Source organism: Janthinobacterium sp. 35, from assembly GCF_002754575.1.
Taxonomy (GTDB): domain Bacteria; phylum Pseudomonadota; class Gammaproteobacteria; order Burkholderiales; family Burkholderiaceae_D; genus Janthinobacterium; species Janthinobacterium tructae.
The window spans coordinates 5,070,568-5,089,399 of sequence record NZ_PEFN01000001.1 but is presented as its reverse complement, the minus strand read 5'-3'; the positions used below and the strand labels follow the sequence as shown (position 1 = coordinate 5,089,399).

The following is an 18,832-nucleotide window of genomic DNA, read 5'->3' as shown; positions in this document are numbered from 1 at the left end:
GTATCCATTATGCGTCAATTCCGGCGGCAGCGATGCGACGGCTAATCCTTGCGGCAAGTCAATAGCCCGGCCCGCTGCCGGCGCTACAGTAGCCTGAGCCAACCACCAAATGGAATGCCATGCGCGCCTTGCTCGCAAAGATCAGGAACACTCTGGCGCCGCCAGCGAGCCTGCCGGCGGCGGCGCGCATGGAGCGGCTGTCGGACCGGCGCGGCCTGCCCGCCGTCGACCCTGGCCCACACGCCGTCGTCAAGGCCTGCACCGCCTGGCTGTGCGCGGCGCAAGACCATTCCAGCTCACACGACGGCGGCGTCGCGCGCGACTACAATTTGCTGACAGGCTGGTCGAGCTCCTACCCGGAGACCACCGGCTACATCATCCCCACCATGATCGCCGTGGCGCGGCGCACGGGCGATCATGGTGAAGCTGCTGCCCTGCACGAACGGGCGCGGCGCATGCTCGATTGGTGCGTGGCCATCCAGTTCCCGCAAGGCGGTTTCCAGGGCGGGAAGATCGATTCGCTGCCACGCGTGCCCGTTACCTTCAACACGGGCCAGATCCTGCTTGGCCTGGCCGCCGGCGTGGAGGCGTACGGCGCGGCCTACCAGGATGCCATGCAGCGCGCGGCAAGGTGGCTGCGCGACAGCCAGGATGCCGACGGCTGCTGGCGCCGGCATCCGACGCCGTTCGCCGGCCCCGGCGACAAGGCTTATGAGACGCACGTGGCATGGGGCCTGTTCGAAGCGGACCGCATCGCGCCGGGCCACGGCTATGGCGCGGCCGGCTTGCGCCAGGTCGAGTGGGCATTGAGCAAACAGCGCTCCAACGGCTGGTTCGCCGCCAACTGCCTCGACAACCCGCTGCTGCCTTTGACCCACACCATCGGCTACGCCTTGCGCGGCCTGCTTGAAGCGCACCGCTTTGCCGGGCGCGCCGACTTGCTGGACGCCGCCGTGCGTACCGCCACGGGCATCGCCAACGCCGTGGCGGCCGATGGCTACCTGGCGGGCCGCCTCGGCCCGGACTTCCAGCCTGGCGCCGATTACGCCTGCCTCACGGGTTCCGTACAAAATGCGCATTGTTTGTTCCTGTTGTACCGGCTCACCGGCGAGCGGCGCTACCTCGACGCGGGGCGCCGCCTGAACCGTTACGTGCGGCGCTCGATCAGCATCGACGGTCCCGCGCACGCACGCGGCGGCGTCAAGGGCTCGTTTCCCGTCGATGGCGACTACGGCACCTGGGCTTACCTGAACTGGGCCGCCAAGTTCTGCATCGATGCGAACCTGCTGGAACTGGAACTGGCACGGGAGGCCGGCGATGCTTGAGCGGGCCAAGGACGCCGCCAGGGCCGCGCTGGAAACGTGGCGCCGCACCGGCAGCGCCAGGCACATGCACCACAGCGCCCGCCACGTGACACGCGCCGGATTGGCCGCCGGCCTGGCGCGGCTGGGCATCGCGCAGGGAGACACGCTGTTCATCCATTCTTCGCTGAAAAACCTGGGCTACGTGGAAGGCGGCGCGCAAGCGGTGATCAGAGCCCTGCAGGACGCCGTCGGCCCGCAAGGCACCCTGCTGCTGCCCACCTACTATCTGCCCGGCGGCACCGTGCGCGCCACCTGTGAAATGAAAGACTATGTGTTCGACCCGCGCCGCCACGGCACGCACATGGGGCGCCTGCCCGAAGCGTTTCTGGCAAGCGGCAATATCCACCGCAGCATCCACCCGACGCACTCCGTCTCCGCGTGGGGCCGCCATGCCGCCGGTCTCACCGAGGCACACCACCGCGCGCCGTCGATCTTCGGCATGGGCTCACCGTGGCAGCGTTTCATCGGCTGCGACCACGCCAAGGTGCTGGGTCTGGGCATTTCCATGGGGCCGGTGACGTTCTATCACGCGCTGGAAGACGCCATGGGCGACGCCTTTCCCGTGCCCGTGTGGGAAGACGCTATAAAGCTGCTGGCCTGCCTGGACCACGCCGGCCGGCGCTGGGAGGTGCCCGTGCGCCCTTTCGACCAAGCTGTCGCACAGCGCCGCATCGACCATCCGGGCCGCGGCGATCTGCGCGAGTATTTTGCGCGCGAATTCGATGCCGCCGGCCTGCGCGTGAACGGCCAGGTCGGCGATGCAGCATCGTGGGCCATTCCGGCGCAGACCTTCTTCGAGCACCTGCGCCAGCTGGCGTCCGAGCACGTGACGATCTACGCCAGCGCGGCGCAGCTGGCGGCGCGGCCCATCGGGCGCGCATAAAAAAACCGCCCGGATCGTCATGACACGGGCGGTTTTCCTTGGATTGCCTCAAGCATCAAGCCTGCGGGCGGTCCGCCTTTTTCTCTCTTGCGACGATGTACAGCAGCACGATGATGGCCGCATATGGCAGCAGCGACAGCGCATCCGAATGCAAGCCCGCGTAGAACGGATTGCCATGCTCGGCCCAGTCGGCCATCATCTGGTCGAAGTGCGTCAGCACGCCGGCCGTAATGGCGATGATGATGCCGGCCAGCGCGCCGCCGGCGATGTAACCGGACGCCAGCAGCACGCCCGAACTGCGGTCGCCCGCCAGCTGGCGCTCTTCGTCGTTCAATGTGGCGTTGTGTTCCAGCTTGTTGTTGCGGCGATCCGCCAGCCAGCGCACCAGGCCGCCGACGAAGATCGGCAAGGTCGACGACAGCGGCAGGTACACGCCGACCGAAAACGCCAGCGACGGGATGCCGGCCATTTCCAGCACCACGGCAATCATCACGCCGAACAGCACCAGGGTCCACGGCAGCTGCTGGTCGAGGATGCCCTTGATGATGTAGGACATCAGCACGGCCTTCGGCGCATCGTATTTCTTCACTTCCGAGCCGTCCGGACGCTTGCTGTAATGGCCATTGATGCCCGGATCGACCAGGTAAGCCAGCTGGCCATCGTCCTTGACGAAGTACTTGCCGGCCGGGCCGCCCACGGTATCGGTCTTTTGCCAGACTTTATACGTGTTGTGGTCCGTATCGGCTTGCGGGCCATGCAGCTCGCCCGTCACCGTCAGCTTCGACGCGTCGACCGTCAGGCCCGGCGCCACTTGCGCGGCCGGCACGTAGACGGTGCTCGCCTCGTTCAGTTTCAGCAGAATCGGTCCCAGGATCAGCGCCGACGACAGCGCGCCCGCCAGAATCGCGTACTGCTGCAGGCGCGGCGTGGCGCCTACCAGATAGCCGGTTTTCAAGTCTTGCGACGTGGTGCCGGCATTGCTGGCGGCGATGCAGACGATGGCGCCCACCGACAAGGCGGTCACATAGTAACGCCCGCCCGTCCAGCCCATGATCAGGAAGATCAGGCAGGTAAACAGCAAGGTGGCCACGGCCATGCCGGAGATCGGGTTCGACGAGGAGCCGATTTCGCCCGTCAGGCGCGACGACACGGTGGCGAACAGGAAGCCGAAGACGAGGATCAGCAGCGCGCCGAGGAAATTCATGTGCAGCGGCGTGGCAAACGTAATCACGGCGATGATGGACAGGCAGCCGATGATGACCCATTTCAGGGGGATATCCTGATCCGTGCGCAGGGTGGACGTGTTCTTGACGCCCTTGCCGATGCCTTTCAGGCCGGCCGACAGGCTGCGCCAGATCATGGGCATGGCGCGCACCAGCGAAATCAGGCCACCGGCGGCCACGGCGCCCGCGCCGATGTACAGCACGTAGGCGCTGCGCACGTCGTCGGCGCCCATTTCGCTGATCAACTTGGTGCCCGGCGAGAGCACGGTGGTCAGGCTGTCGCCGAAGAACTTGATCATCGGGATCAGCAGCAAATACGACAGCACGCCGCCGGCCGCCATGGTGGCGGCGATGCGCGGGCCGATGATGTAGCCCACGCCCAGCAATTCAGGCGAAATCTCGGCGCCGATGGAGCCACCCTTCAGCGGCGCGGCAAATTCCACGCCCGGCGTGTCTCTCCAGCCCTTGAACGAGATATTGAACACTTTATACAGCAAGCCGACGGCGAAACCGCCGAAGATGATCTTCGCGCGGCGCTTGGCGTCCAGCGCGGCGGCCGAGTCTTTCTCGATGCTTTCGCCGGCGGCGATGCGCGATTCTTCCGTGGCGGCCGCCTTCAGCACTTCGGCGCAAGCCGTGCCTTCGGGGAATTTGAGTTCCTTGTGCTGGTCGACGATCATGGTGCGGCGCATGGGGATCATCATCAGGATGCCCAGCAGGCCACCGAGGATACCAACCAGCATGACCCTGGAGATTTCCAGGTCGAAGCCGAGGATCAAAATGGCGGGCATGGTCACACCCAGGCCGAAGGCCAGCGACTCGCCGGCCGAACCCGCCGTTTGCGTGATGCTGTTTTCCAGGATCGACGAATCCTTGCCGCCCACCTTCTTGGCCAGGCCGAACAGGGTGATGGCGATCACGGCGACGGGAATCGAGGCACTGACGGTCAGCCCCACTTTCAGCACCAGGTACAGCGAGGAGGCGCCAAAGACCATCCCCAGGATGACGCCCATGAACAGCGCGCGGAAGGTCATCTCGGGCAGCTTCGCATCGGCCGGAATATACGGCTTCACGGCGCTCGGCATTGCATCTTTTGCCATAAATAAATCCTTAATTGTATAAAATAAACAGCCCGGATCGAGATCCGGGCTATTTGCTTGAAGCCGAGACTATCGCACAGCCGCGTTTCGATGAAAAGGTTTTTTGAGGCAGGCCCCGCCGCCCCGCCCGCACGGGAAGCGCTGGCGCATTGGTCTATAATCGCTGCCACCGTGCCCTGCACGCTACCGTGAGACTGCCTTGACTGCCAAACGAACCGGATTCCCCTGGCCTTCCCGCCGCGCCACCGCGCGCGCCATCATCATCGCCGGCTGCGCCGCGCTGGCCGCCGCCGTGCTGCTGGCCGCTTACCTGTTCCTGTATGTGCGCCCGCGCCTGCCCGAACTGGACGTCATCACCGACTACCAGCCGAAGATCCCGCTGCGCGTGTACACGGCCGACAATGTGCTGATCGGCGAATTCGGCGAAGAACACCGCGACTTCGTGCCGATTGCGCAAGTGCCGGAAATGATGAAAAAGGCCCTGCTGGCCATCGAGGATGGCCGCTTCTACGAACACCACGGCATCGACTTCGTGCGCGCCGGCGGCGCCGTGCTGTCAAACCTGCGCCACGGCTTCGGCCACGGCGGCGGCTCCACCATCACCATGCAGGTGGCGCGCAACTTCTTCCTGACGCGCGAAAAAGTCGCTTCGCGCAAGCTCAATGAAATCATGCTGGCCCTGAAAATCGAGGCGGCCCTGTCGAAAGAGCAGATTCTCGAGCTGTACATGAACCAGATGTACCTGGGCCAGCGCTCGTTCGGCTTCGGCAGCGCGGCGCAGACCTACTTCGGCAAACCATTGTCGGAACTGTCGATCGCGGAAATGGCCATGCTGGCCGGCTTGCCGCAAAACCCCTCGCGCCACAACCCGATCAGCAATCCGAAAAAGGCGCACGCGCGCCAGCAGCTGGTCTTGAAACGCATGCGCGAACTCGATTACATCAGCGAAGGCCAGTACCGGCAGGCGCTGGCGCAGCCGTTGCATTTCAACACCCGCGGCAAGCAGGGTTTCGATACGCACGCCGAATACGTGGCCGAACTGGCGCGCCAGGCCGTGTTTGCGCAGTTCAAGGAAGACAGCTATACCAAGGGCATCAGCGTCTACACGACGATCCTGAAAGCCGACCAGGACGCGGCCTACGCCTCGACGCGCAGCAACGTCATCGCCTACGACCAGCGTCACGGCTACCGCGGCCCGGAAACCTTCATCGACATGCCGCAAGACCCGGAGCAGCGCGACGACGCCATCGACGCTGCACTGCAAAAACGCCCGGACAGCGACGGCCTGATCGCCGCCGTCGTCACGCAAGTCGCCAGCGGCAAGGTGCTGGCCGACATCGGCGATGGCGACGCCAAGGCCATCACGGGTGACGGCTTGCGCTTTGCCGCCCCTGCCCTGTCCGCCAAGGCGAGCGCCGGCATCAAACTGCGCCCGGGCGCCGTGATTCGCATCGCCAAAGATGCCAAGGGCAACTGGGCCATCACGCAAGTGCCGCTGGTGGCCGCCGCCTTCGTCTCGCTCGATGCGGAAACGGGCGCCTACCACGCCATGGTGGGCGGCTTCGACTACAACCTGCAAAAATTCAACCACGTCACGCAAGCCTGGCGCCAGCCCGGTTCGGCCATGAAGCCCTTCGTGTATTCGGCGGCGCTGGAAAAAGGCTTTTCGCCAGCCACCCTGATCAACGACGTACCCCTGGAAATGCAGGCGGGCGGCAAGGTGTGGGCGCCGCAGAATGACGACTTCAAGTTCGACGGCCCCATCACCATGCGCTACGCGCTGGCGCAGTCGAAGAACGTGGCCTCGGTGCGCATCTTGCGTGCGCTGGGCGTGTCCTATACGCACGACTTCCTGGAAAAATTCGGTTTCGACCCGGCCCGCCAGCCCAGCAATCTCACCATGGCGCTGGGCACGGGTTCCGTCACGCCCGTGCAGATGGCGGGCGCCTACGCCCTGTTCGCCAATGGCGGCCACCAGGTGGAGCCCTACCTGATCGACCGCATCGTCGACGCCAGGGGCATGGTGCTGATGCAGACCAAGCCGCCCGCGCCGAACGACGACAAGACCCTGGCGCTGGATCCGCGCAACGCCTTCGTGATGGACAGCATGCTGCGCGAAGTGGCCCGCACCGGCACGGGCGCGGCGGCGACGAAAAAACTGGGGCGCAGCGACATCGCCGGCAAGACGGGTACCACCAGCGACGCCGTCGACGGCTGGTTCGCCGGCTACGGCGGCGGCATCGTGGCGGTGGCGTGGATGGGCTATGACGAGCCCAAGTCCCTGGGCGGACGCGAATTCGGCTCCACCCTGGCCATGCCGATCTGGATCGACTACATGCGCACGGCCCTGTCAACGCGCCCGCAAATCACGCGCGCCGTGCCGGCAGGCCTGAGCCAGGTCGATGGCGAGTGGCTGTACGACGAGTTCATCGACATGAACGGGATCAAGACCCTGGACATGGACGTGGAGACGCCGACGGATCCGGCGGTCGTGCCGGAGACGCTGCCCATCGAAACCACGAACTGACGCAGGTATCTTGTCGGATTACGCTTCGCTAATCCGACCTACCTACTACTGCATCAATCACCAATCGTAGGTCGGGTTAGCCGGGACGGCGTAACCCGACAAGTACCGCCGAGGTTTACACAGCGGTCATGCTCAAATACCCGCGCACCGTAGCGACGACGCTATCGGCGAAATCGTCAACATTGACCTTCGCCGCGCGGTACTTCCAGCGCTTCACGTACCAGTCCTGGAACAGGGCCAGGCAGTGCGCGGCCAGCAAGGTGGGATCGCCCTGCGGCTTCGGCTCGATTTCGGCGATGGTGGCGGCGATCAGGGTCTGCACATACAGTTCCGAATTCTTCGCCATGCTGCGCTGCTCCACCTGCAGCACGCGTGAATCCATGAAGACGAAATAAAACCACGGCTGCAGCACCTCGGACAGGTAGATCGACGAGCGTATCATCGCCTCCAGCCGGTCCAGCGGCGACTTCACGTCGGCAAACAGCAGCGGCAAGGCTTGCGTGGCGTGGCGCACCACGTCCTCGATCATTTCGGCCAGTTGGTCCTTGCTGGTGATGTAGCCATACAGGCCACCCATCGACAGCCCCGTTTCGCGGCACAGGTCGCGCAAGCTCATGGCGCGGAAGCCCACGTCATTGGCCAGGCGGAAGGTGGCGACGAAGATGCGTTCCAGATTTTCCAGCGCCGGCTTGCGGCGTTTGACGCCGATGCGCTCCGCGTGGCGGTCAAGAATATATTCCCAGATGTTTTCGCCATTTAAAGGCGTCATCTGCTGAAACTGTTCAAAATTGAAATGGGTCGACAAGTGCATTCCCAAGTAACGGTGTATGAGCAATGTAAGACAGCGCCTGAGCGGCGCTGCAAGACGGCGGGACGGCTGATGCCGGGCCGATTATAGCTCAGGAAAACAACTATTTGACCTTTCAACTATGCAATGGGCGCAGACGCAACGCCAAATTCCCACAGTTATTGCGCTGCATCATGCAATTCACAGCAATTTAAATCCAGCGGTGCTACATTTAAAAAACCGAGCGCTCGCTATATTTAATGCATCGTTAGAATGTGCAGCGGCGCACGGCACATCGCTACAGCATCGACATTTCCATACTATTTCAAATAACGGAGACAAAATGAAGACACGCTTTTGGCAACTGCTATCCACCCTGCTGCTGTCCCTCGCCATCCTGCCCGGCAGCGCCAGCGCCGCCGGCTACACGCAAACCAAGTACCCGATCGTGCTGGTGCACGGCCTGTTCGGCTTCGACAAGCTCGGCCCCGTCGAGTATTTCTATGGCGTACCCGCCGCCCTGCGCAGCGGCGGCGCGCAAGTGTACGTGACCACCGTGTCGGCCGCCAACAGCACCGAAGTGCGCGGCGAGCAGCTGCTGTCACAGGTGCGGCAAATCCTCGCCGCCACGGGCGCGGCCAAGGTCAATTTGATCGGTCACAGCCACGGCGGCCCCACGGCCCGCTATGTCGCTTCCGTGCGGCCCGACCTGGTGGCGTCCGTCACCAGCGTGGCCGGCGTCAACAAGGGTTCGAAAGTAGCCGACATCCTCAGCGGCGCCATTCCCAATACCAGCGGTGCGCTGGGCAATGCGCTCGCCTCCCTGATCGGCATTTTGTCGGGCAACAAGGGACTGCCGCAAAACGCCGGTGCCTCGCTCACCTCCCTGTCCACGGCCGGCTCGCTGGCCTTCAATAGCCGCCATCCGCAAGGCGTGCCCACCTCGGCCTGCGGCGAAGGCGCCTATCAGGTGCAAGGCGTGCATTACTTTTCGTGGAGCGGCGCGCAACCGTACACGAATGTGCTCGACGTGGGCGACCCGCTGCTGGCCGCCATCAGCCTGGCCTTCGGCGGCGTCAAGAACGATGGCCTGGTCAGCAGCTGCTCCAGCCACCTGGGCAAGGTGATCCGCGACGACTACGCCATGAACCACCTCGATGAAGTCAACCAGTTCGTCGGCATCGTCAATCTGTTCGAGACGAGCCCCGTCACCGTCTTCCGCCAGCAGGCCAACCGCCTGCAAGGCCTGGGACTGTAAGGAGGCGACGATGCGCACGAACGCGAAATGGATCATCGGCGCCAGCCTGGCGGCCCTGGCCCTGTACCTGGTGCTGCGGCCAGGCGAACCGCCCGCCCCGCCGCCGGAAAAACCGGAGCCGGACCTGTTCGCGTTCGTGCGCTCGATGCAAGGCACGCGGCCCGACGGCAACGTGACGGTGGCCGCCGGCGACAAGCTGGTGGTCGACGCGGAACTGGGCCACCTGTTCGATTACTACCTGGCGGGCCTGGGCGAAAAGCCGCTGGCCGCCATCCGCAGCCAGATCGAGGCGGAACTCGACAAGCGCCTGGCGCCCGTCCCCGCCCGCGAAGCGAAGCGCCTGCTGGGCGCGTACCTGGCCTACAAGCAGGCGCTGGCCGGCGCGGAACAAGCCTTGCCGGCGCAAGCCGATGCGGCCCTGGCGGCGCGCACGCGCCTGCAAGCCATGCGCGCCTTGCGCGGCAATTATTTTACGCCCGAGGAAAGCGTGGGCCTGTTCGGCGCCAGCGACGCGTATGACGACGATGCAGTGGCGCGCATGGCGATACTCGCCGACGCCACGCTGGACGAAGCGCAGCGCCAGGCGCAACTGGCCGCACTGGACCAGAAGCTGTCGCCGGCCCAGCGCGATGCGCGCGATGCACCGGCCAGGGTGGCGCAGCTGGACGCCTCCGTCCAAGCCTTGCGGGCCCAGGGCGGCGGCGAAAATGAAGTCTACCGCCTGCGCGCCAGCACCTTCACGCCAGCGGCGGCGGCGCGCCTGGCGGAACTGGACCGCGAGGAATCGCAGTGGCAGCAGCGCATCATCGCGTATCAAGCGCAGAAGGCGCAGCAGGCGGGCCTGCCCGGCGGCGCACAGGATGCGGCAGCGCTGCAACAGCTGCGCGACGCCAGTTTCACGCCGGAGGAACAGCGCCGGCTGGGCGCCTACGAATAGCGTTCAAGCCAGCTGCGCCAGCAAAGCTGCTGCCGCCATCACGTCCGTCGTGTCGTGCCCCTGCGCGTAGCCGGCATGCACAGGGGCCAGCAAGGCATGCGCGGCGGCGCCGTGGCCTTGCGCCTGCAGCACGGCCGCCAGGCTGGTGGCGCAGCGCAGCTCCCAGCCCGGCGCCTGCTGGCCCCTGGCCAGAAGCAGCGCCTCTTCCAGCTGCGCGCGCACCGCTTCCAGGCCGGCCGCATCGCCTGGTGCCAGCGCCCGCCAGCGGTGATGCGCGTCGCGGCGCAGCACTTCCGGCGCGCTCCACGGCGCCTGGCCCGTGCGTGCGCGCCGCAGCGCATGGCTATCAGCGGCGGCGTCGTGCAAGGTGGCCATCAAATCGATCTGTATCGGCCAGCTGCGCACCGAAGGCCAGGGGAACTGCGTCAGCGCCTCGCCCGCATCGAGCAGGCGCTGGTAGGCGGCGCCCCAGGCGCTCCAGTACAGCAGGCCATAACGGGCCGCATGCTCGCACAGCAGGCAAGTCCAGGCATGCGCCAGCCCCCGCTGCCCGCACCACAGGGCGACGGGAATGGCATTGATGGCCAGCGCCACGCACAGCGTGACGCCATTGTGTTCGAGGCCCACCGTCACCGCCTCTCGCGCCAGCGCCAGCGCGTCGTCGGGACGGCCCTGCATCCACAGGCAGCGCGCCAGCGTGCCGCGCAGGCAAACCTGGTGGTCGGCCAGCAAGGCATTGTTGAAACCAAGTTGTCCGGCGCCCTCGGGGTGTGCCAGCACCATGCGCGCCAGTGCCGCCGACTGCGCATACCGCCCGCGCAGATACGCGCCCGCCGAGCGCATGCGCGCCAGTACCAGCCGCATCGCCGTGTCATCACGCGCTGCGCACAGGACGGCCAGCTGCTCCACGTAATTGTCGGCGCCCTGGAAATCGGCCATCTTCAGGCTGCAGACCCACATGCCGCAAATCGCTTCAGCGCGGCGGCTGGCGTCGTCCGTGCGCATGGCCAGCACATAGCCGCGCTGGAACGAACGCAGCATGGTACCCGTGACGCCCTGCGTATGCAGCAGCAGGTGCGCCAGCGAGGCGTGCAGCTGCATCTCGCTGTCGGGGTCCTCCAGCGCATGCCTGTCCATGCATGCGAGCGCCCGCTCGACGCGCACGCGGTACTCATCCATCAACGACAGCTGATAGAACAGGGTTTGCGCGCCCAGGGTCAGGGCCACGCCCAGCGCCACGTCGCCGTCCTCGCCGAAAGCCCAGTCGATGGCGGCGCGCAGGTCATCGACATGGCGGCCGTAGCGCGCGCTCCAGTGCGCCGGCGCCATGCGTTCCCAGTCGGCGGCGATGTGTCCCGCCAGGCCCAGGCAGTGGCGCGCATGGCGCAGCAGCACGGCGCCGGCGCCCCCGCTCGCCAACAGCTGCGCGCTGGCGTAGGCGCGCGTGGTGTCGAGCAGCCGGTAATACACGTGCTGGCGGCAAAACTCGATGCTGACCAAGGACTTGGCCGCCAGGTCGGCCAGCGTATCGAACACGTCGCAGCCCGCCACGGCGCCGGCCGACGCCAGGCGGAAACGGCTCTTGAACACGCTCAGCGCCTGCAGCACCTGGCGTTCTTGCGCATCGAGCAAGCCGTAGCTCCAGTCGAGGGTGGCGCGCAGGGTCTGGTGGCGCAAGGGCATGTTGCGTGCGCCGCGCGTGAGCAGGCGAAAGCGGTCATCGAGCTGGCGGCGCAACTCGTGCAAGCCGAAATGGCCGATGCGCCCGGCCGCCAGCTCCAGCGCCAGCGGGATGCCATCGAGGCGCCGGCAGATATCCACCACCACGGGCACGTCGGCGTCGGCCAGCACGAAAGCCTCGTCGACGGCCGCGCAGCGTTCGCAAAACAGCTGCACCGCGGCGAAGTGCCGCGCCGCCGCCGCATCGGGCACGGCATCTTCCGGCGGCAATTCCAGCGCGGGCAGGCGCAGCAGCTGCTCGCTGGTGATGCGCAGCGGCTCGCGGCTGGTGGCCAGCACATGCAGCAGTGGTGCGCCCTTGAGCAAGGCATCGGCCAGCGTGGCGGCAGCGCCGATCACGTGCTCGCAGTTATCGAGCACGATCAGCATGTGGCGCGGGCGCAGGTAGGCCAGCAGGACCGGCATGGCATCGCCGGCCGGCACCGCCACGCCCAGCGCCGTGGCCAGCGCCAGCGGCACCAGGCTGCCCTCGTCCAGCGGCGCCAGGTCGACGAAACACACGCCGTCGGCATAACGGCGCAGCACGCGCGTGGCCAGGACGACGGCAAGGGTGGTCTTGCCGATGCCGCCCGGACCGGCAATGCACAGCAGGCGCAATTGCAGCAGCTGGTTGGCCATCGTTTGCAGCACCTCGGCGCGGCCCAGCATGCGCGTCAGCAGGACGGGCAGGTTATGCCGCGGCTCCACGCCCGCCATCCCGGGCGCCGGCCGGCCCGTGTGTGCCAGCGGCGCCAGGAAGCCGTAGCCGCGCCCGGGAATGGTGGTGATGTAGCGCTGGCCATCGCGGCCATCGCCGAGCGCCTTGCGCAGCGCCGCCAGGTGCACGCGCAAGGTTGCGTCATCGACCACGGCGTGGGGCCAGACGATGGTCACCAGTTCATGCTTGTCGACGATGTCGCCGGCACGCTCCAGCAGGGCCAGCAGCAAGTCCATCGCCCTGCTGCCCAGACGCAGCGCGCGGTCGCCCTCGAACAGCACGCGCTCCAGCGGCAAAAGGCGAAACGGGCCGAAGACATAGGCCGGGACGGGACTGTTTATCATTCTTGCGTGGGGGAGTAGGTGTTAAAGCACGCGGCTTGCAGAGGACCTATTTTACTGAGCATCCGCGCCATGCCGCATGGCGCCTTGTTGCGGCGTTGTTACACGGCCGGCCGGCGCGCCAGCGGACAGCAGCGCGGCTACCTCGGCCGCAGGCGCCGGCCGGTGCAGGTAGAAGCCCTGGACCTGGGGGCAGCCCAGGCGCCGCAGCTGCGCCAGCTGTTCGCCGTTTTCCACGCCCTCGGCCAGCACCTGCAAGCCCAGGCCGCGCGCCATGGCAAGCGTCGAGGCGACGATGACCGCGTCGCTGCAACTGCTGCCCAGGTCGGCGATGAAGGAGCGGTCGATCTTGATGGTGTGAATCGGCAGCATCCTGACATGACTCAATCCCGCATGACCGGTGCCATAATCGTCGAGCGAAATGGCCAGGCCCAGCGCGCGCAGGCGGCGCAAGCCCTGCGTCGCCTGCGCCATGTCGTCGATGCAGCAGCTTTCCGTCACTTCCAGCTCCAGCAGGCCGGCAGGAATGGCGTGGCGCTGCAGGCAGCGCTGCACGAAGTCAGGCAAGTGCGCCTGGCACAGCTGGCGCGCCGAGACATTCACGGCGACAGGCACCAGGGGCAAGCCCGCCGCGCGCCACTGCGCCAGCTGGCGGCAGGCGGCGTCGATGCCCCAGTTGCCCAGCGCGACGATGGCGTCAGTCTGCTCGGCCAGGCCGATGAAGGCGTTCGGGTAGATCAGGCCATGGCGCGGATGGTCCCAGCGCAGCAGCGCTTCCAGGCCAACCAGGCGCAGTTGCGCCGTATCGAACTTGCCCTGGTAGTGGAAGCAGAATTCGCCGTCGACGATGGCGCTGTCCAGGCGCGCCTGCAGCTCGCGCGCCTGGCGCCGCGCCCGCCACAGCGCGACGCAGCCGAGCCAGAACCTTGCCAGGCGCGCCACTAGGCCAGCAGGCGCGGCACGGCCGGCGCGCGGCCGCGCGGCAAGGTGCGCGCCGGCCCCTGCTGCAGGTGAAAGACGCTGACCACCTGCAGCAGCTTCGCCGCCTCGCCTTCCAGCGATTGCGACGCGGCCGCCGCTTCCTCCACCAGGGCGGCGTTCTGCTGCGTCACTTCATCCATCTGCAGCACCGCCTGGCTGACCTGGCCGATGCCCGTGCTTTGCTCGGCGCTGGCGGCCGTGATGTCGGCCACCATCTGGCTCACGCGCCCCACGGCCGCCACCACGTCCTGCATGGTGGCGCCGGCCTGCGCGACGAGGGTTGCGCCCGCATCGACCTGCAGGGTGGAATTGGCAATCAGGGCGCGAATATCGCGCGCCGCCGCCGCGCTGCGCTGCGCCAGGTTGCGCACTTCCGTCGCCACGACGGCAAAGCCGCGCCCCTGCTCGCCCGCGCGCGCCGCTTCCACGGCCGCGTTCAGGGCCAGGATATTCGTCTGGAAGGCCAGCATGTCGATCACGCCGATGATGTCGGCAATCTGCGCCGAGGAAGCGCTGATGGCGTCCATGGTGTGAATGACCTGCCCCACGGCTTGCCCGCCGGCGGCGGCGATGTTCGCCGCCTCGATGGCCAGCACGCTGGCATGGCGCGCATTGTCCGCGTTCTGCTGCACGGTGGAGCTCAGTTCCTCCATCGCCGACGCGGTCTGTTCGAGCGAGCTGGCCTGCTCCTCGGTGCGCGACGACAGGTCGATATTGCCGGCCGCGATCTGCGACGACGCCGTGGCGATGGTGTCCGTGCCGCTGCGCACCTGCTGCACGATGTCGAGCAGGTTGCCGTTCATGATGCACAGCGCATCGAGCAGCTTGCCCGTTTCATCGCCGCCATGGCGGCCGAAGGTCGATGTCAGGTCGCCGGCGGCCACGGTCTGCGCCACGCTCAAGGCATAGTGCAGGGGCGTGACGATGCTGCGCGTGACCAGCCAGGCCGTGACGAGCGAGAAGAGCACGGCCAGCGCGCTCAGCGCCAGCAGCATATCGCGCGCCGTGGCGTATTCCGCGTCCACCTGGGCACCGGCCTGTTCCATCAGCTCATGCTGGTGCGTGATGAGGTTTTCCAGCGCCGCCATGTAGCGCAGCTGCTCGCCGCGCACCGTGCCGAGCAGCAAATTCGTCGCTGCGTCGCGCTCCCCTTCTTGCAGCAGGGCCAGCACCTTGTCGCGCCCGCCGTTGAAGGCAGCGCGCGCCTGTATCACGGCCGCCATCAGCTGGCGGCCCTGCGGCGACAGCACCACCTTGTCCAGCTGCGCCAGGTCCTTTTCCGTCTCGGCGCCCGCGCGGGCGATGCTGGCGCGTTCCTGCGCCAGCTGCTGCGGCTCGTTCATCAAGAGCAGGTTGCGCGAGGAGCGCGCGATGATGTTGACATTCTTGATGATGTCGTTGGCCAGCACGGTTTTCGGATATTTGTCATCGATCACGTCGCGCATGCGCAGTTCCAGGTTCGACAGACGCAGCATGCCCAGCGCGGCAGTCGCCAGCAGCAGCAAGGTCAACAACGCAAAGGCGCAGCGCAGACGCGTGCCGATTTTCATATTTGCCATCTATTCGCATCCTTCAGTGTGGTGCATCGGTCATCGCGCCGGACTCGCATGCAAGGCTGACGGCAATGGCTGCCGCCTGCCACGTATGGCCGGACGCAACAGGCGAAGGGGTCAGCCGGGATGTGGCCGAGGCAGGAACAAGGGGTGGTACGGCTGGCAGTGTGAGTTATCTCACAAGCAATGTCGCGTTAAGTTTTGAAAAGATTTGCTTAGATGGCAAAACAGCTATTCTCATAACGATATTTTTTTAGCAAGCTACAGCCGCCGTGCGCGCAGGTAAAAACGGCCGCGCAAGGCGGCCGTCCGGTAGCGCAGGCTGACGCCGTCACGCCATCAGAACACTTCCCACTCGTCGTCGCGCGGCGCGCTCTGGCGCGACGATGGTACGGCGTGCAGGGCCGGGCGGCCTGCGGTGGGACGCGGCGGCGCCGGACGCTTCGGCACGGCGCTGGCCATCACGCGGCGCGGCGCGGCCGCTTTGGCATGCGCGGCCGGCGCCAGTGCGCCATCGAGCTTGAAGACGCTGACCACCCCGGCCAACTGGCCCGATTGCTCCTGCAGCGATTCGGCCGCGGCGGCCGCCTCTTCCACCAGGGCCGCGTTTTGCTGCGTCACCTGGTCCATCTGGCCGATGGCCTGGTTGATCTGGTCGATACCCGAGCTTTGCTCCTGCGTCGCCAGGCTGATTTCCGCCATGATGTCCGTCACGCGCTGCACGCTGGCGACGATTTCGGCCATCGTGTTGCCCGCCTCGGCCACCAGCTTGCTGCCCGCGTCGACCGCCACCACGGAGTCGCCGATCAGGGTCTTGATTTCCTTGGCCGCCGCCGCCGAGCGTTGCGCCAGGTTGCGTACCTCGCTGGCCACCACGGCGAAACCGCGCCCTTGCTCGCCCGCGCGCGCCGCTTCCACGGCCGCATTCAGGGCCAGGATATTCGTCTGGAAGGCGATGCCGTCGATGACGGAAATGATGTCGACGATCTTGCGCGACGAATCGTTGATGGCGTCCATGGTCTCGACCACCTTGCCCACCACGGCACCGCCCTTGACGGCAACGCCGGAAGCGCTCAGCGCCAGCTGGTTGGCCTGCTGGGCGTTGTCGGCGTTCTGCCGCACGGTGGCCGTCAGCTCCTCCATCGACGATGCCGTCTCTTCCAGCGAACTGGCCTGCTCTTCCGTGCGCGAGGACAGGTCCAGGTTGCCGCTGGCAATTTCCGACGACGCCGTGGCGATCGTTTCCGTGCCGCTGCGCACCTGACCGACGATGTTGACCAGGCTGGAATTCATGTCTTTCAACGCTTGCAGCAGCTGGCCCGTCTCTTCCGTCGTGTGCACCTCGATGTGGCTGGTCAAGTCACCCGAAGCCACCGTTTGCGCCACTTTCACGGCCGCATTGATCGGCTGCATGATGGCGCGCGTGATGTAGGCGGCGCAGCCCATGCCCAGCGCGGAGGCCAGCAAGCCCAGGATCAGCATCAGGCTTTCCGAGCGAATCACGGCCGCTCTGCCATCCTTGACGCTGGCGTCGGCCACGCCGTTATTGAGCTTGATGATCTCGTTGAGCGTGGCCTCGGCCTTGCCGAACAGGCTGCGCGAAGCCTGGTATTGCTGGTAGAACGCCACGAACAGCTCTTTCTGCCGCGGCTCGTCGCGGTTGTCGGCCAGCTGGCGCAGGATGGCGCGCACCTTGTCGTCGTCCGCCTTCCAGGCAGTCCACTCGCCCTGGAAGCGCTGCCACAGCACGGCTTCCTCGGGCGTTTGCGGCAGCGGCTCGTACAGCTTGCGGCCCGCCTCGATATTGCTCCAGGCCTTGGTGCGCAGCTGCAGCGCTTCCGCGAACTTGTCTTGTGCCTGGTAATTGTTTTCATAGATGGCGGCCGTCAGGGTGGCGGCGGCGACGGCCGTCTGGCCCTCGCTCATCATCATCAGCCCCTGGATCGACGGCAGGCGCACCACGCCGACCTCATCGACGGCGCGGCCCACGGTGGCGATGCCCGTGTAACCGCAGACGCCCACCACCAGCAGTGCCGCCATCATCACGGCGACAAGGGTCGCCAACTTCCATTTGATCAGTAAATTCTTAAACATGGCTAGGTCCTTTATTAGTCAAAACTGCTGCTGGCAAGGCTGAGGCTGGCATGTTCAGGTAGAACGGCTGACATTTGTATAAAGGTGGCGGGGGTGGGGCGTACGCTTCGTTACAATTGGCGAGAATTCATAATTGCAAGCATAGAGGAAAAATATCTTTCTGGCTGCTACATACTTGATACAGAACAAGATTTATTTCTTTACTGTGGCGCGTGTTGCACAGCGGACAAAAAAATGGCCTGGCGCCCTGCTTTGGTGCAAAAAATCGCCGCGCGCCACTATTGGCTGCGCAGTTGATAGTCGTATAAGATGAGCAACAAGCAAACAACGGGCAGACCATGGCATATCCTATCGAACACAAACTGGTGATCGGGGTCGCTTCCAGCGCCCTGTTCGACCTGGCCGAATCGCACCAGGTCTACCTCGACAACGGCCCCGAGGAATACCGCAAGTACCAGGAAACGCATATCGACACGGTCTTGCCGCGCGGCGTGGCCTTTCCCTTCATCCGCCGCTTCCTGAACATCAACAAACACTATCCGCGCCAGTCGCCCGTGGAAGTGGTGCTGTTTTCGCGCAATTCGCCGGAAACGGGTTTGCGCGTGATGCACTCGATCGCCCACTACGGCCTGGATATTTCGCGCGCCGCCTTCATGACGGGCAAGTCGCCCTACCCCTACCTGCCGGCCTTCAACGCCTCGCTGTTCCTCAGCGCGAATGAAGGCGACGTGCGCAGCGCGCTGGCCTGCAACTATCCGGCCGGCCTGGTGCTGCCGTCGCGCACGGAGGACGACGAGAACGACGAAGAACTGCGCGTGGCCTTCGATTTCGACGGCGTGATTGCCGACGACGAAGCGGAAACCGTGTTCAAGCGCAACAACGACGTCGATGAATTCCACGCCCATGAAACCCTGAACGTGGGCACACCGCACCGTCCCGGCCCGCTGGCCGACCTGTTCCAGAAGCTGGCCACCATGCAGCGCCTGGAAGAAAAGGCGCAGCGGCGCGACCCCGGCTACAAGAAGATCTTGCGCATCGCCATCATCACGGCGCGCAACGCGCCCTCGCACGAACGGGTCGTGACGACCCTGAAAAGCTGGGGCGTGGCGGCCGACGAGACGTTTTTCCTCGGTGGCATGGACAAGTCGCGCGTGCTGGCCGTGTTCAAGCCGCATATCTTCTTCGACGACCAGCTGAGCCATTTGAAGTCAGCCGGCGGCACGATACCGATGGTGCATGTTCCTTTCGGTATCGCGAATGTCCGCGCAGGATAAAACCTGCTGCGCGTCGCGCTTTGCGGCCTGCGATGCTCACCGTACTAGCGTACGGCTGCGCTTCTTGACCACA

At 65.7% G+C, this 18,832-nt stretch carries 12 protein-coding genes; 6 read left to right on the top strand and 6 right to left on the bottom strand.

What is annotated here, in order from left to right; genetic code table 11:
- The first annotated feature begins 119 nt into the window (after positions 1-119).
- Entirely contained in the window at positions 120-1,325 is a 1,206-nt protein-coding gene (locus CLU93_RS22720) for a hypothetical protein (protein WP_099763422.1), read from the top strand.
- On the top strand, positions 1,318-2,247 hold the full coding sequence (locus CLU93_RS22715) for an AAC(3) family N-acetyltransferase (RefSeq protein WP_165829475.1): 930 nt from the start codon (positions 1,318-1,320) through the stop codon (positions 2,245-2,247). Before CLU93_RS22720 ends, CLU93_RS22715 begins: the two co-directional genes overlap by 8 nt.
- 55 nt (positions 2,248-2,302) lie before the next feature.
- Here CLU93_RS22715 and CLU93_RS22710 read toward each other — a convergent pair whose 3' ends face one another.
- Positions 2,303-4,570 (bottom strand): OPT family oligopeptide transporter, encoded by a 2,268-nt coding sequence (locus CLU93_RS22710; RefSeq protein ID WP_257225058.1) that lies wholly within the window; start codon positions 4,568-4,570, stop codon positions 2,303-2,305.
- A gap of 199 nt (positions 4,571-4,769) precedes the next feature.
- Between CLU93_RS22710 and CLU93_RS22705 the strand changes: the two genes are divergently transcribed.
- Positions 4,770-7,097 carry a penicillin-binding protein 1A gene (locus CLU93_RS22705; protein WP_099763420.1) on the top strand — a complete coding sequence of 776 codons (2,328 nt, stop codon included), beginning with the start codon at positions 4,770-4,772 and terminating at the stop codon, positions 7,095-7,097.
- 115 nt (positions 7,098-7,212) lie between these two features.
- Here the strand turns inward: CLU93_RS22705 and CLU93_RS22700 are convergent, their stop codons facing one another.
- A complete protein-coding gene (locus tag CLU93_RS22700; protein ID WP_099763419.1) occupies positions 7,213-7,908 on the bottom strand; it encodes a TetR/AcrR family transcriptional regulator in 696 nt (231 codons plus the stop codon).
- Between the two features lie 319 nt (positions 7,909-8,227).
- On the opposite strand from CLU93_RS22700, the gene CLU93_RS22695 reads away from it, so the two are divergent.
- Together CLU93_RS22695 and CLU93_RS22690 are read left to right on the top strand one after the other, a co-directional pair.
- A complete protein-coding gene (locus CLU93_RS22695; protein ID WP_099763418.1) occupies positions 8,228-9,142 on the top strand; it encodes a lipase family alpha/beta hydrolase in 915 nt (304 codons plus the stop codon).
- Between the two features lie 10 nt (positions 9,143-9,152).
- Complete coding sequence (locus tag CLU93_RS22690; RefSeq protein WP_099763417.1) at positions 9,153-10,079, top strand: lipase secretion chaperone; 927 nt, start codon at positions 9,153-9,155, stop codon at positions 10,077-10,079.
- 3 nt (positions 10,080-10,082) lie between these two features.
- Here the strand turns inward: CLU93_RS22690 and CLU93_RS22685 are convergent, their stop codons facing one another.
- The 4 genes from CLU93_RS22685 to CLU93_RS22670 all read right to left on the bottom strand — a co-directional run bounded on the left by CLU93_RS22685 (position 10,083) and on the right by CLU93_RS22670 (position 17,485).
- Positions 10,083-12,860 (bottom strand): ATP-binding protein, encoded by a 2,778-nt coding sequence (locus CLU93_RS22685; protein ID WP_099763416.1) that lies wholly within the window; start codon positions 12,858-12,860, stop codon positions 10,083-10,085.
- Between the two features lie 51 nt (positions 12,861-12,911).
- Positions 12,912-13,799, bottom strand: coding sequence for a putative bifunctional diguanylate cyclase/phosphodiesterase (locus tag CLU93_RS22680; RefSeq protein WP_180287917.1), 888 nt, complete (start codon positions 13,797-13,799; stop codon positions 12,912-12,914).
- Positions 13,799-15,397: a methyl-accepting chemotaxis protein gene (locus CLU93_RS28790; protein WP_099763414.1), complete on the bottom strand. Its 1,599-nt coding sequence runs from the start codon at positions 15,395-15,397 to the stop codon at positions 13,799-13,801. Before CLU93_RS28790 ends, CLU93_RS22680 begins: the two co-directional genes overlap by 1 nt.
- A gap of 333 nt (positions 15,398-15,730) precedes the next feature.
- Positions 15,731-17,485: a methyl-accepting chemotaxis protein gene (locus tag CLU93_RS22670; protein ID WP_099763413.1), complete on the bottom strand. Its 1,755-nt coding sequence runs from the start codon at positions 17,483-17,485 to the stop codon at positions 15,731-15,733.
- A 338-nt stretch (positions 17,486-17,823) separates the two neighbouring features.
- On the opposite strand from CLU93_RS22670, the gene CLU93_RS22665 reads away from it, so the two are divergent.
- Complete coding sequence (locus CLU93_RS22665; RefSeq protein WP_099763412.1) at positions 17,824-18,759, top strand: 5'-nucleotidase; 936 nt, start codon at positions 17,824-17,826, stop codon at positions 18,757-18,759.
- Positions 18,760-18,832 lie beyond the last annotated feature (73 nt).

Coding starts and splice junctions, on each gene's coding strand:
- CLU93_RS22715 (WP_165829475.1), top strand. CDS start 1,318: ATGCTTGAGCGGGCCAAGGACGCCGCCAGGGCCGCGCTGGAAACGTGG.
- CLU93_RS28790 (WP_099763414.1), bottom strand. CDS start 15,397: ATGGCAAATATGAAAATCGGCACGCGTCTGCGCTGCGCCTTTGCGTTG.
- CLU93_RS22710 (WP_257225058.1), bottom strand. CDS start 4,570: ATGGCAAAAGATGCAATGCCGAGCGCCGTGAAGCCGTATATTCCGGCC.
- CLU93_RS22695 (WP_099763418.1), top strand. CDS start 8,228: ATGAAGACACGCTTTTGGCAACTGCTATCCACCCTGCTGCTGTCCCTC.
- CLU93_RS22665 (WP_099763412.1), top strand. CDS start 17,824: ATGGCATATCCTATCGAACACAAACTGGTGATCGGGGTCGCTTCCAGC.
- CLU93_RS22685 (WP_099763416.1), bottom strand. CDS start 12,860: ATGATAAACAGTCCCGTCCCGGCCTATGTCTTCGGCCCGTTTCGCCTT.
- CLU93_RS22700 (WP_099763419.1), bottom strand. CDS start 7,908: ATGCACTTGTCGACCCATTTCAATTTTGAACAGTTTCAGCAGATGACG.
- CLU93_RS22690 (WP_099763417.1), top strand. CDS start 9,153: ATGCGCACGAACGCGAAATGGATCATCGGCGCCAGCCTGGCGGCCCTG.
- CLU93_RS22720 (WP_099763422.1), top strand. CDS start 120: ATGCGCGCCTTGCTCGCAAAGATCAGGAACACTCTGGCGCCGCCAGCG.
- CLU93_RS22670 (WP_099763413.1), bottom strand. CDS start 17,485: ATGTTTAAGAATTTACTGATCAAATGGAAGTTGGCGACCCTTGTCGCC.